We start from the raw sequence: 13,001 nt of genomic DNA on the forward strand, positions 1-13,001 counted from the left end.
GGTTCGTTCAACTTGCATGCCTAATCCATGCCGCCAGCGTTCGTTCTGAGCCAGGATCAAACTCTCCGTAAAAAAATAAATTCTTATCAGAGATATCTGATGATGACTTTGTGATTCTTCTGTAGAAATCTACATGTAATCTCAAAAAAATTTTACGAGTTACATCGCACGATTCAATTTTCAATCAGCCTCATCCCATGAGGGACGCAACAGGATTTTAATATATCAGCGTTTGCTGTTTTTGCAAGCCCGGTTCGCAAAATTTCTTTAAAAATTTTTCAACCGGCTCAATCCTGTTTTTTTCATCAACCGCGTCTCATTCGGGACGCAACAGATTCTTAACATAACCCCCATCCAGGAACTTTTCAAGCTCAAAATCAAACTTTTTTACAACTTTTCCGAAGATTTTCGTTGAAACAGCAGTGGTTGAATCTCCGAAACCGGGACGGTTCTCAACTCACAGCCGTGTTTCGCCGCATAAGCGGCGGCTGCCCCGCCCCCGGCCCCCAGCGCCATGGCAATGCACATGACCCGGCAACTCGCCAACGCCTCGTGCGATGCACTGATGCAGCGGCCGGCAAACAGCAGGCCATCGATCCGACGCGGGATAAGCACCCCGTATGGTATGTCATAAGGCTTTGCACGTTCCGCCGTTCCGACTTCGTGCTCGTCACGACCCGCCGCCTGCCCCCCTCCCGCCGGATTGTGAATGTCAATCGAAAAACAGGCCCGATGCACCACTGCGTCATCGAAAACACGCCCCGCGATGCAATCGGCTTTCTCCAATCGCGCTACCCCGACAAAGCGACGGGTCTCACGCACCCCCACCGCCGCCGGCATCTGCGACAGAAATGCGTTTTCGTAACCCGGCAGCGACTCCCGCAGGAAGTCGACGATCTGAAACGCCTGCCGACGCCCCTCAATCTCCGCCCGCGTCAAATCTGCCGATGAACATCCGTCGATGTAATTCACCTGAGTCGCATTGATGATGTTTTCATCGTCCCGCACCGCCGCATAAAGGCGCACCACACTGACCGTCTCAGGCAGCCGGCCGGCCGCCTGCGCCTCCAGCACGACCTCCTCCCAGGTGCGTCCGTTCACCTTTACCACGCGCGCCTCCTGCTCGGAGCCGCAGGTAAACCGCCGGGCAGGATCGACCCCCGCAATCAGATACATGATGCTGACCGGCTGCATGAGCCCATCCCCATCGCGCCCGATCTCAAACGGAACTCCCGCCCGGAATGCGACTTCGCCATCCCCTGTGCAGTCGATCACGCAGCGGGCATGGAATGCGCGTTTCCCCTCGCGGCACTCCGCCTCAACTCCCTGTACCCGATTTCCGGCAGTCAGCACTCCGCTGACCGGGGCATGGAGCAGAATTTCCACACCGCGCTCGCGAAGCAGGTCGTAGAGCTCCACATCCACGCGCCGGAAATCAATGCAATGTCCGCCAAGACGCTTCAGGACAGTGTCTACGACCAGACTTTCAACTCCACCCATCAGCGGCCCGACCACCGACTGAACCGCGGTTCCTCCCAGTCGTCCGGCACGTTCGAGCAGCAGAGTTTTCGCCCCGCAACCGGCTGCTGTGTATGCGGCTCCGACTCCGGCGGGACCGCCGCCGACCACGATCACATCATAATCTTTCATGATTTCAAATCCTCCCGAATTCCGGAATATAGTATACCAAAATATGATCCATTTGAAAATGCACAAAAAAGCTGTATCTTTATAGAAAATTGCTTTACAACGGAATATTATGATAAACTTTCCGATTATCGACCCCGATTCCCCGGGGAAAATGCTCCGGGAGGGACTCAGGGCTGTGGAAAAACGGCGCGGAATTCACCTGACTCTCCACGATTGCCGCGGCATTCTATGTCGCGAGGATGGACGTCCGTTCTTCCCGGACCGCGGCATGCACACGCATCCTTACTGTCTGTCCGGGCGGTTTGAACTTCCCGGCTGGAATCGGCGCTGCCACGAGGAGTGCATGCTCAGAGCGGAGGCCGCGGGCGACAGATTACGCAAGCCGTTTCTGCACCATTGCTGGAAAGGAGTGACGGAACTGGTTGTGCCGCTCGAACGCAACGGCTCTCCCGTGCTGCTGCTCTATGCCGGCGTTTTCCGGACACCCGGAGCGTCTCCGCCGGACGACTTGACTCCGGAGTTGAGAAGTGTGTTCGACACACTTCCCTCCCCCGACGGCCAGCTCAGTGAGGAACTCGCTCTCGAACTGCAAATACTAGGACAGGGAATCCTGTACTACGCCGATCTCTGCAGAAACCGCGCCGGAACGCCGCAGGGACAGAGCAGTCAGATCCGCCGCTTTCTCGAAGAGCATGCGCATGAAAACGTCGGACTGGCTGAACTCGCCGCGGCGATGCATCTCTCCGCCTCGCACTGCTGTCATGTCGTCAAGTACCATTTCGGAAAGCCGTTTCACGCGTTGCTGCGGCAGGAACGCATCCGCCGTGCGCGCAATCTGCTCGAATCAACCGGAATGCCGCTCAAAGAGGTCGCCGCGGCGGTCGGATTCCGCAACGAGTTCTATTTCAACCGCGAATTTTCACGAGAGTGCGGCATCTCACCGGGAGAATTCCGGAAACACCGGGAGAAAATGCCCGTCGTAAAGCAACAGGCGGAACAGTTGTGCCATCAATGATTTGCGCCATCATTCCGCGGACTGCCGCCGGCTTCTGCCGCAGGCGGATTCATTGCGGTCGGCTCTTTCCGCTCGAACCAGAGCGAAATCGCCCACAGCACCAGCAGCACACAAATGTCGCGCGGAATCGGCGGACAGCATCTCAACAGCAGCGGCAGGAAAAGAGCTCCTGCAACACAAGCGGCGATAAACAGCCGTTTCCGCACCGGTCGGGAAAGACGCACACAATTCGCAACCAGGCAGGACAGGAAGAAGAACGGCGGCACGACAAACAGAGCTATGCACATGACCGGCAACGGAAGCGGCATCTCCGAAAGCTGCATCCGGGAACTGAATTCGCTCCATGCAAGGCTTCCGCGCAGCAGCGCCGGCAGGTCCGTCACCTGCAGATAGTGCCACAACCCCAGAAGTGACAGAATGCAGAAAAAAAACTTCATCCGACGACCCCTCCCCCGGTCTCGCGATCCCGTTGCTTTCAAATACTGTACACCGGTCTGCCGAAAATTGCCAGCCTGCAGCGGGGAAATCAGGCGGGAATCAGCCGGGAGACGTTGTTCCGGGCGCCGAGCATGGTGATCGCCCAGACCAGCGCATCGAGCCGGTCCGGGCTTTCCCGGCTCGACGCGGTGAATCCGGTCATCTCCTCCTCAAGCGCCGGGAAACGGCCGACATGGTGCACCCGGCCCTGTTCATAAAGCGCCGCGACAGGTTCGGCTCTTGCGATTTTCCCGCGCGTGGCGCGCACGGCACGGTAACTCAGATTCCAGTTGACCTGACGGAGAACCGTTTCAACAAGTTCCCCGCCGTTGTTCACTTCGCCGACGACGCGATCGGCCTGAAAGCGTTCATACTCGGCATTCACAACCGCAGCCCACTCGAGCGGACGCCCTTTGCAGCTGGCGTCCGAGAGAACATAAAAGTGGTTGTCTCTCGAGCGCCCGACCGTGACGATCCCGGTACAATCACTCGAGGCGTTCCCGGTCACGGCCGGATCGACACCGACGACGATCCGCTCAAGTTCCGGAACGACAGTCACGCGATTCCGGTCGATCAACTGCGGAGACCAGAGAGCGCCGGCAATGTCGTCGAGCCACGCCCCCTCGAGAAAGCGGGCCCGCTGCCGGTCCGGGAGTCCGGCAAGGGTCTCCTCCAGATATCCTGCAGGGAGATTTTCCGCATTCTCCGCCGGATTCAGCAACATCGACGCATAGTGCGCCGGAAAGGCGACCGGCAGATTCGACTCCGGATCGATCTTCTCCATGAACAATCGATAGCTCCAGTGCGATTTTCCGGAGGGGTTGCAGTCGAAATAGGCCTTGTTTACGAGCGGAGTCTTCTGCGCAAGCCGCGTCAACGCCGTATTGACCGCCTCATAACCGATCTCGGAACACTCGTTGAAATAGATCGTGCTGAACTCCTTGCCGAGAATCTTGTCGGCCCGCTCCCCCGCATCGAGTCCTCCGAACCAGATTTCCGAACGGTTCGGCAGCCGAACGAGTTGATCGCGCGCGGACTCCCGGAGCCGAAGCTGCGGAAAAGCCAGCTGCACCACTTTCGGCAGCGTGTCCATCTGCACCGACTGCCGGACCGCGTTCGAGTGGAGGCGCAGAATCGCGTGACGACTCCCCGGCGCTCGCAGCGCCCGCACGAGCAGCGCATAAACGAGGATAAACGTCTTTCCGGACCGGGACCCGCCGAACAGCAGAACATAACGACTGCCGCCGCCGAGCAGCTGCAGCGCCCGCCGTTGCGCCGGGGTTTTGTGAAAGGGAGTTGCCATATCATTGCGCGTCCCAGTAATTGTAGTTCCAGACATAATCCCCGGGAGCCCGTTGATAACTGCGCGTGATGCGGGTATAGAGTTCTCCCGAATCGCTGAACACTTCACGACAGGTCTGGCGAAGTTTCAGATACGAGCCGGAAATGCCTCCGATCGCCTCGTTGGTCACGCGGTGCATCGCCCAATTCGCAAGAGCCTCGATCCGGGATTTGATATCGCCCGCCTCGTAGGTGCTGATGGTGATCACAAGACAGCGGAACGTGACGTCAACCATGTTCGCAGGCAGCCAGCCGGAAACCTGAAACGGACAGTTGTACATGCAATTCCAGTTCGTAATGGGCTGATATTTGCCGTCCGGCAGCTTCTGATACCCCGCCATCGTCGCGAAAAGATGAAAATCCGCCATATCCACGGTCAGATCATAGCGGTTCGGCAAATCCGAACGGTCGTCGTTGGAATACCGTGCGGCAAGCCCCGGATTGTTGCGGTGCTGAACCTCGATCCCGACCTCGTACTCCATTGCGGAAAGCTGTTTCGGAGTGACATCGGTGATCAGGCAGTTCGCCTCCGGCCAGTCGGCGGGAGTGGTTCCGGTCAATCCGAAGAACGCGGGAAGATCTCCGGCGGCGACCCGCCATCGAGCGTTCCAGACGATCTTCCGGCGGATGATTCCCGCCGCCGTCATGCCGGCAAACGATTCGGAACGGATTTTCGAGAGACATCGGGTTTCGACTTTCCGCGCGACCAGCGTCACCTCGTAACCGGCCTTGCCGAACGGTTTTGAGTCGGCGGAGAGAAGAAGAAATTTGTCGCCCGCCCACGTCTCCGCGCCGCCGACCGGATGGGCGGCGAGAAACTCTTCAAACGCTTCGGAGCTCACGAACCAGACGGCGCGACGGGTTTCAAACCCGTCTTCGTCGACGCCGTGTTCCGTGAGACCGAGCTGAAAGGTCGTCACCTCGCGGGCGGTCACTTCAAACTCGCAGCCCGCCACTCCCGAATCGGTCACGGTGCAGACGGTGCAGACGAAAGCTCCGCCCTCCCATTCGAGTACGCCTCCCGGTCTTGGAATGAGGGAATCATCCGCGCCGGGAGGCAGGCGGAAACGCCGGCGGCGCTCGAGCGCGCCATCGAGATCGCGGCTGTCGACCGTCTCGCCGACTGCGACGGGCTGAAGCAGAATCCCGCCCTCTTCCCCCGCTTCCGCGGCGGCGAATCCCGTGCCGGAATAGATGACGCGGCAGACCCCGGCGTTGACCGGCTTGAACTCGATGGCCGTGACGGTCAGCCGATCGGAAAACTCATACGAGCCGTCGGGCAGCGGCACCCGGAACGGGTCGCCGATCGCGCCCGCCCATGTGCGCGCCTCCTCGAGCAGCTGCCCGGCCGTCTGTGCGGGCTCGGCGAGAGCGAGATTCCAGGCGCTCTCAAGTGTGACGAGGCCGTCGCCCGTGATTTTCAGATTCGCGTGGTAAAGATTCTCTGCAATCATGTTTCACCTCCGTGCGTAATGAATCACAACTGCAGGGGAAATGTCAACTTTTCCGCTCAAAACCGGCGTTCAGGGAAATTCAGGAAGACAAAAAAAATGGAGCGAGTGACCGGAATCGAACCGGCGACAATCACGTTGGCAACGTGATGCTCTACCAACTGAGCTACACTCGCATTTTCCGTTTTCGATGTTTTTAAATATATTACCGCTTCTGAAAAATGCAAGTTCGCAACTGTAATTTTTTCAAAAATTTCCGGACGGGGACGATTCGCGCCCCTCTCCCCGGCTTTCACCCGGCCCGTTATCCCGGGGGCGCTGCCGATAGAATCGTTTCCCAGTTTGCAAAAAAACCTTTTTCATATTATGTTAATAACGTGTCGATTTGTCAATACCGAAAGCTGGAAAGTCATGAGAGTTCTGAAACCGCTGTCCGCCGCGCTCGCCGTCACTCTGCTGGCCGCCGGATGTTCGCTTTTCCCGACCGGTCCCGCGCTGTCAGGGAAAGCCTCCCGCGCACTCGCATATCAACTCGGCGGGGAGTCCGAGGCGCTGGTCATTCCGGTCTGCGACTACAGCGACTCGCTCGCAATCGGAACTCCGCGCGTGATGCGGACACCGTTCCGCGAACTCACCGGGCTGAACGACGAGTGCAGCACTCTTTTCGAGCGACAGCGGCAGCCGGCACGTCTGCTCGTGCTCACGCACTCCGGCGAACTCTGGTCGATGATTCCGGTCGCCGAACCCGAACCGGGATGGGCTTTTTTCCGTGCGCGCCTGGACGAAGCCGGACGGGCGGCCCTGCTCGCGGATTTGAAAGCGCGGCAGTTCGAGATCAACGCCGCCCCCTCGCCGTGGCTCGTTCCCGGTGCGGAGTTCGACGGTACAGCCATCGCGGTCGAACCGCTCGACGATGACGCCGACTGGAGCGCCGCAACCGCTTTCGTCGAGGCCGTACAGCCGGTGGAGAGCGGCGAAAAATTCCGGCCTTTCAACCGCGGTGCCGCACGTCCCGGCGTCTACTGTCAGGCGGAACATTCGCACGTGAAACCGGATTATGCTCCGAATGCGATTCTCACGCTCGACTTCGCTCAGGATCAGCCGGTCCGCATCGGCAGCAAGGCCGAATTTTCCGACCCGGCCGAACTGCGGGAGGCTCTGAACGTTCATCTCGCCAGCGGCCGCTATGCGCTCGTCCGAATCCGACTCGCTGCCGACAACGACATCTTCGCGCTTGAACACAGCGGCATCCATGCAATCGTGCAGAACTGCTCCGACCATTACGGATCGGATCTGCTCGTGGAACTGCCCGACGGAACGACGTTCTGGCGGTGCAGCCGCTGCTTCTCCCCGGAATAAGCGGGGATTTTCCTTTCAACATTCAACGACATCAGGAGTTTACCGATGAATCTGATCGAAGAAATCAAACAGCTCAAGGCCGAACGCAACGCGGTCATTCTCGCCCACAATTATGTGCGTCCCGAACTGCAGGAGATCGCGGACTTCACCGGAGACTCTCTGGAGCTCTCGATCAAGGCGAAGAACGTGAAAGCTGAAACGATCGTCTTCTGCGGCGTCCGTTTCATGGCCGAAACCGCGAAACTGCTCTCGCCCGACTCCGTCGTGCTGCTGCCGAATCCCGACGCGGGCTGTCCGATGGCGGACATGGCGGCAGCGGACGCGGTCGCGGCCTACCGCGCCGCGCACCCGGAGGCGTTTCTCGTCGCTTATGTGAATACCACCGCCGATGTGAAAGCACACGTCGATCTCTGCTGCACCTCCGGCAACGCCGAGAAAATCATCGCCGAACTGCCGGAAAATCAGGAGATCCTCTTCCTGCCGGACCGCAACCTCGGCGGCAATATGAACCGCAAGCTCGACCGCAAAATGGATCTCTGGCCCGGCTGCTGCCCGACGCACGACCACGTTACGCCGGAAATGATCGCCGAGGCGCGCGCGGCTCACCCGGGCGCGAAAGTGCTCGTCCATCCCGAATGCGCCCCGGAAGTCGTGGCCGCGGCGGATGAGGCGCTCAGCACGGGCGGCATCCTGAAATTCGTCCGGGAATCGTTCGACAAGGCGTTTATCATCGGCACCGAATCGGGCATTCTGCACCGGCTGCGCAAGGAGAATCCGGGCAAGGAGTTCTACCCGCTCCAGCCGGAGATGATCTGCCCGGACATGAAGAAAATCACACTCGAGAACGTCCGCGACTGCCTGAAAAACATGGCCCCGCGCATCGAGCTCCCGGAAGAGATCCTGCGTGAGGCCGTCAAACCGATTGAGGCGATGATCGCGCGTTCCTGAAAAAAAAACGCGCACACCGCGCGTCCGATCCCGGAGCCGGATTACGGCTCCGGACGGTGAATATCCACGACTTTGCCGCCGAAAAGATCGACGATCTCGTGCACGATCGGATCCTGGAGCGCATCTTCGAGCGCTTTCGGGTTGTCATTCGCAATGCTGCGCCGTTTGCGACGACCCGGCTTCGTCTCCGGCGCAAGTTTTTCCGCTTCATTTTCGGCGGGAAGCTGCGGCATTTCAAGCGGAATCTGCACCGCCTCCCCGGTTGAAGCATCGAACCCCTGCATGATTTCCGGTTCCGATTCCGGCGCGGAAGCGGCCTCTTCAACATCCAGAACGGGTTCCGGTTCCGACTCCGGCTCTGACTCCTGTTCTGGTTCTGGTTCGGGTTCTGATTCGGGCACAGGCTCGGGCTCGGGCTCGGGCTGCGGCGCAGACTCCGGTTCAGCGGCCGGTTCCGGCTGCGACTCCGGCTGCGACTCCGGCTGCGGTTGCGGCATCGGCGGCGGCGCGGGTTCTGTAACCGGTTCCACTTCCGGCGCAGACTCCGGTTTGGCCGCGGATTCCGATTGGGGCGCGGGTTCGACCACCGCTGTCGGCGCGGGGGTCGGAGCGGGAACGACTTCCGGTTTGGCCGCAGGGCGCTCGATCACCACAACTTCGGGAGCGGCGGGTTTGATCTCGGTCGGAAGCTGCTCCAGAAACTTGAGTTCGCCCGCGGTGCGCAGCTGATTCAGCCGGGCGAGCAGGTCGTTGATCCGCACGGCGTGCGCCTCGCGCATCGCCTTGAGCAGAATCGTCTCAAGATAAACCTGTTTATTGAGCGCATCATGCAGCACACGGCCGACAGGAGCGACGGTTTCGAGCAGGATCTGCAGCGCATCAGGGCGGACGATCTTCGCGAGCTTGCGGTAGTGTTCGATCGTCTCGGGCGCCTCGTTCAGCACTTCGCCCGGATCGGGAAGAATCCCGCAGAGCTGCACCGCCCGCAGCGCTTCAAGCAGATCGTCGAAGAGCGTCTCCAGATTCTTCCCTTTCTTCGACAGGTTCGCGATGACTTTCACGACTTCGCCGGGCTGGTTGCGCAGCATCGCCAGCAGAATCGCATCGAGATCCGCGCGGTCGGTCAACCCGAAGAGCGAAAGCACCTGTTCGCCCGTAATCGCATTCCCATCCCCCTGCGCGAAAAACGCGATCATCTGATCAAGCAGAGACTGCGCGTCGCGCATGCCGCCCTCGGCCGCGCGCGCGATGGCGTTGATCGCCTCATCGTTGATCGCGACGCCCTCACGATCCGCGATCAGCCGCAGCCGTTCGGCGATCCGGCGGGTCGGGATCGGCAGCAGATCGAATCTCTGACAGCGCGAAATGATGGTTTTCAGCACCTTGTGCACTTCGGTCGTCGCGAAGATGAACTTCACGTGGGCGGGTGGTTCCTCGACGGTTTTGAGCAGCGCGTTCCACGCCTGCGCGGTCAGCATGTGGACTTCGTCGATGATGTAGATCTTGTAACGCCCCGCGACCGGCTGGTGCATGACATCCTCGGCAAGTTCGCGCATATCGGCGGCGGAGTTGCGGCTGGCGGCGTCGATCTCGATCACGTCGAGACTGCTCTCCTCCATGATCGCGCGGCAGGAGGCGCATTTGCAGCACGGTTCGCCGTCCTGCGGATCGAGACAGTTCATCGCCTTCGCGAAAATACGCGCAAGTGTGGTCTTGCCGACGCCGCGCGGGCCGACGAAAAGATACGCATGCGCGGTCCGCTGTTTGCGGATCGCGTTTTCGAGCGTCCGCACCACATGCTCCTGCCCGACCACGTCGGCGAAGCATTGCGGACGCCACTTCCGGGCGATTACCTGATATTCGCTCATCGCTTAAAACTCCCCGAAGAGATCGCCGGTCGCCTCGGCCGCGGTCAACGGCGGAAACACGGAGGCGATCACCTCGTTCTGAATCCGGAAAATCCGTTTCAACCCGTGTTCGGCGAGGTCGATGAGCTCATTGAGCTGTTTCCGCGAGAACGGCGCGCCCTCGGCGGTGCCCTGCACTTCGACGAGTTTGCCGGACTCGGTCATGACCACATTCATATCGACCTCGGCGGAGGAGTCCTCCTCGTAGCAGAGATCGAGCATCGGAACGCCGCCGACGATTCCGACGCTGATCGCCGCGACGTTCTCGCGCATCGGGCAGCCGGCAAAATTCGCACGCCCCCATTCGCTGCGGCACGCGATTCCAAGTGCGACCGCCGCCCCGGTGATGCTCGCGGTGCGGGTGCCGCCGTCGGCGTCGATCACGTCACAGTCGATGCTGGCGGTGTTTTCGCCGAGTTCGTTCAGGTCGACCACCGCGCGCAGCGAGCGGCCGATCAGCCGTTGAATCTCCATCGTGCGTCCGCCCTGTTTCCCGGCGGAGGCTTCGCGTCGCATGCGCTCGTGGGTCGACGCCGGGAGCATGCCGTATTCGCAGGTGACCCAGCCGCCGGGAACTTTCTGCGTCTTCATCCACGGCGGGACCTTCGCTTCGACCGTGACCGCGCAGATCACCCGGGTTCCGCCGCACTCGATCAGAACCGAGGAGAGCGGGTGCGAGAGATAGTTCGGGTGAATGATGATCTTGCGAAGCTCATCCGGAGCGCGGCCGTCGATGCGTGTCATAAGTAAAAGAGTCTCCCTCTCAAAAAAAACGGTGAATGATTCCGAAATGCCCGGCAGATTCTCCGATTCCGGGCCGTCGATAAATATATGCTCTCTCCGGCCTTATTACAAATGGCGCGCGGGAAAAACCTGCGCTTTTTCGCGCCCCGGAACCGAAGCCGGGCGTCCTCCGCCGCCGGACGAAACGGGTTACTTCTTCTCGCCCCGCCCGGAGGAGACGGTTTGATCGGAGTAAATGAGATTGCGATAAGCTCCGGGGTGGTTTCCGGCGAGGTCGCGCAGAATGAGGAACGGCGCTTCATCGGAACGATGCCCCTGCCCGAAGTATTCGTAGTCGCTCCACTCCGGATTCGGGCGCCACCGGCTCGGACAGCGGTAGATGGCCTCGTCCGACAGAACGCCCGTATCGGAGAGCGTTTGCAGATCGGGAGGATACGCGCCGCCCTTCTCGTCGGCATACCAGGACAAAGCCAGAACAATCTGCTTGAGATTGCTCCGGCAGGAGATACGCCGAGCCCGTTCCGTGGCGCGCCCCAGCGGCGGCATTCCGGCGATGAAAGTGAAAAGCACAAGGCAGATACAGCCGAATACGATCTCCGCCTGCCTCCACCCGCGCGCGTTCCCGGAAAACAGCGCCCAGACGGTGATTGCGAGCGAGGAAAGTACCAGAAAACCCGACCCGATGGCCAGAAATCCATACAGCCGGAAAGCCGCAAACTCCTCCCAGAGGTCATACCAGTTCTCCGGCAGAAACGGATAGAGATACTGCGAAAAATCGAGAAGCGGCCAGAGGAGGAACAGCCAGATCAGATCGAGCAGAACGATCCATAACCACGGCTGTTTCAGCAGCAACCCCGCCCGTTGTCCCAATTTCAGCATCGCGCCTCCCTCCTTGTGACCTTGCAATGATTACGAAAGATGGATCAATGCTTTTCCAATATACATTGCAGAGACGCCAATTCAAGTCGAAAGACAAAAAAAGAGCCGCCGGATCAGATGACCCGTGGCTTGTCAAAAGCATGTATTGAGCTGCTTGGTTCCCCACCTGACTCGGTATACCCATTTGACAACGCACGAGGTCCAACCCGGCGGCAAAATTCGTATCGTGTTTTATAGTATATCCTGTTTTCAGAAAATTTCAAGCAGGAATTGGAGCTCTTTTTTCAGATTTTTACGCTCAACCACACGGTCGATGAGCCCCTTGTCGAGCAGAAACTCCGCCGTCTGGAATCCCTCCGGCAGTTTTGAATTCGTCGTCTCCTGAATCACGCGCGGCCCCGCGAAACCGATCATCGCGCCCGGCTCGGCCAGAATCACATCCCCGATCGCCGCGAAACTCGCGGTCACCCCGCCGTAGGTCGGATTCGTCAGAATCGCAAAGTAAGGCAATCCCGCCTCGCTGTGGCGCGCGAGCGCTCCGCAGGTCTTGGCCATCTGCATGAGACTCAAAATTCCCTCCTGCATACGCGCACCGCCCGACGCGGTAACGAGCACCACCGGCTCTTTCGCCGCGGTCGCGGCTTCCACAAGACGCGCGATCTTCTCGCCGACCACGGAACCCATCGAAGCTCCCATGAACCGGAAATCCATCACACCGAGCTTGAACGGCTTCCCGCCGAGCGTCGCCGAACCGCAGACGATCGCGTCACCGAGTCCGGTCTTCTTCACGCTCTCCTCGAGGCGCGCCCCGTACGGCTTGCTGTCCACAAAACCGAGCGGATCGACGCTGTGGAGATTCGCATCCATCTCGACGAAACTCTCCGGATCGGTCAGCGTTTTTATGCGCGTCTGCGCGCTCATCGGCAAGTGACAGTTGCAGTACCAGCAGACCTGAAGATTGTCCTCCAGCCGGTCGGTGTAAAGGGTCTGACCGCAACTTTTGCATTTCACCCACGACCCGTCCGGGATCACCATTTTCCGTTCTCCGTGAGCGGGAATCCGCAAGGTGGAATACTTTCCGCTGCTGAATAATGACATATAAGTTTTCAACTCCAGTTAAGGGCAACTCATTCCGGGCCGGTTCCGACGCCCGCAATCCGATAAAACCAAAAGTACCATCGGTTTAATATACCCCCACTCCGCGAAATTTCAATTACGGATTTGCAATAT

General features: G+C 59.5%; 11 protein-coding genes, 1 tRNA gene, 1 rRNA gene and 1 other RNA gene. 3 read left to right on the forward strand and 11 right to left on the reverse strand.

The window, feature by feature from the left end; all coding sequences use genetic code 11:
* Both Q0J85_RS08145 and Q0J85_RS08150 read right to left on the reverse strand, forming a co-directional pair.
* Positions 1–72, reverse strand: a 16S ribosomal RNA gene (locus tag Q0J85_RS08145); the annotation flags it as partial.
* A 315-nt stretch (positions 73–387) separates the two neighbouring features.
* Positions 388–1,650, reverse strand: a complete 1,263-nt coding sequence (locus Q0J85_RS08150) for an FAD-dependent oxidoreductase (RefSeq protein ID WP_294480172.1) — start codon at positions 1,648–1,650, stop codon at positions 388–390.
* Positions 1,651–1,759: 109 nt separating this feature from the next.
* On the opposite strand from Q0J85_RS08150, the gene Q0J85_RS08155 reads away from it, so the two are divergent.
* Positions 1,760–2,665 carry an AraC family transcriptional regulator gene (locus Q0J85_RS08155; protein WP_294480177.1) on the forward strand — a complete coding sequence of 302 codons (906 nt, stop codon included), beginning with the start codon at positions 1,760–1,762 and terminating at the stop codon, positions 2,663–2,665.
* Here the strand turns inward: Q0J85_RS08155 and Q0J85_RS08160 are convergent.
* The 4 genes from Q0J85_RS08160 to Q0J85_RS08175 all read right to left on the reverse strand — a co-directional run bounded on the left by Q0J85_RS08160 (position 2,659) and on the right by Q0J85_RS08175 (position 6,110).
* A complete protein-coding gene (locus tag Q0J85_RS08160; protein ID WP_294480181.1) occupies positions 2,659–3,102 on the reverse strand; it encodes a hypothetical protein in 444 nt (147 codons plus the stop codon). The genes Q0J85_RS08155 and Q0J85_RS08160 overlap by 7 nt on opposite strands.
* Before the next feature lie 89 nt (positions 3,103–3,191).
* Complete coding sequence (locus tag Q0J85_RS08165) at positions 3,192–4,445, reverse strand: phage terminase large subunit (protein ID WP_294480184.1); 1,254 nt, start codon at positions 4,443–4,445, stop codon at positions 3,192–3,194.
* A gap of 1 nt (position 4,446) precedes the next feature.
* Entirely contained in the window at positions 4,447–5,937 is a 1,491-nt protein-coding gene (locus Q0J85_RS08170) for a hypothetical protein (RefSeq protein WP_294480186.1), read from the reverse strand.
* A gap of 97 nt (positions 5,938–6,034) precedes the next feature.
* A tRNA-Gly gene (locus tag Q0J85_RS08175) sits at positions 6,035–6,110 on the reverse strand.
* Between the two features lie 235 nt (positions 6,111–6,345).
* Between Q0J85_RS08175 and Q0J85_RS08180 the strand changes: the two genes are divergently transcribed.
* Both Q0J85_RS08180 and nadA read left to right on the forward strand, forming a co-directional pair.
* Positions 6,346–7,293 carry a hypothetical protein gene (locus Q0J85_RS08180; RefSeq protein ID WP_294480188.1) on the forward strand — a complete coding sequence of 316 codons (948 nt, stop codon included), beginning with the start codon at positions 6,346–6,348 and terminating at the stop codon, positions 7,291–7,293.
* A gap of 45 nt (positions 7,294–7,338) precedes the next feature.
* Positions 7,339–8,241, forward strand: a complete 903-nt coding sequence (gene nadA, locus Q0J85_RS08185) for a quinolinate synthase NadA (protein ID WP_294480191.1) — start codon at positions 7,339–7,341, stop codon at positions 8,239–8,241.
* Positions 8,242–8,282: 41 nt separating this feature from the next.
* Here the strand turns inward: nadA and dnaX are convergent, their stop codons facing one another.
* The 5 genes from dnaX to accD form a co-directional block, all read right to left on the reverse strand.
* Positions 8,283–10,109, reverse strand: coding sequence for a DNA polymerase III subunit gamma/tau (gene dnaX, locus Q0J85_RS08190; protein WP_294480193.1), 1,827 nt, complete (start codon positions 10,107–10,109; stop codon positions 8,283–8,285).
* A gap of 3 nt (positions 10,110–10,112) precedes the next feature.
* Entirely contained in the window at positions 10,113–10,892 is a 780-nt protein-coding gene (gene rph, locus Q0J85_RS08195; RefSeq protein WP_294480195.1) for a ribonuclease PH, read from the reverse strand.
* 189 nt (positions 10,893–11,081) lie between these two features.
* The gene (locus Q0J85_RS08200) at positions 11,082–11,771 is read right to left on the reverse strand and encodes a DUF1559 domain-containing protein (protein WP_294480197.1); all 690 of its coding nucleotides are present in this window, start codon (positions 11,769–11,771) and stop codon (positions 11,082–11,084) included.
* Positions 11,772–11,879: 108 nt separating this feature from the next.
* Positions 11,880–11,978, reverse strand: an RNA gene (ffs, locus tag Q0J85_RS08205) — signal recognition particle sRNA small type.
* Positions 11,979–12,020: 42 nt separating this feature from the next.
* Positions 12,021–12,869 (reverse strand): acetyl-CoA carboxylase, carboxyltransferase subunit beta, encoded by an 849-nt coding sequence (gene accD, locus Q0J85_RS08210; RefSeq protein ID WP_294480199.1) that lies wholly within the window; start codon positions 12,867–12,869, stop codon positions 12,021–12,023.
* Positions 12,870–13,001: the final 132 nt, after the last annotated feature.

It is taken from the genome of uncultured Victivallis sp. (assembly GCA_944389935.1).
Classification (GTDB): domain Bacteria; phylum Verrucomicrobiota; class Lentisphaeria; order Victivallales; family Victivallaceae; genus Victivallis.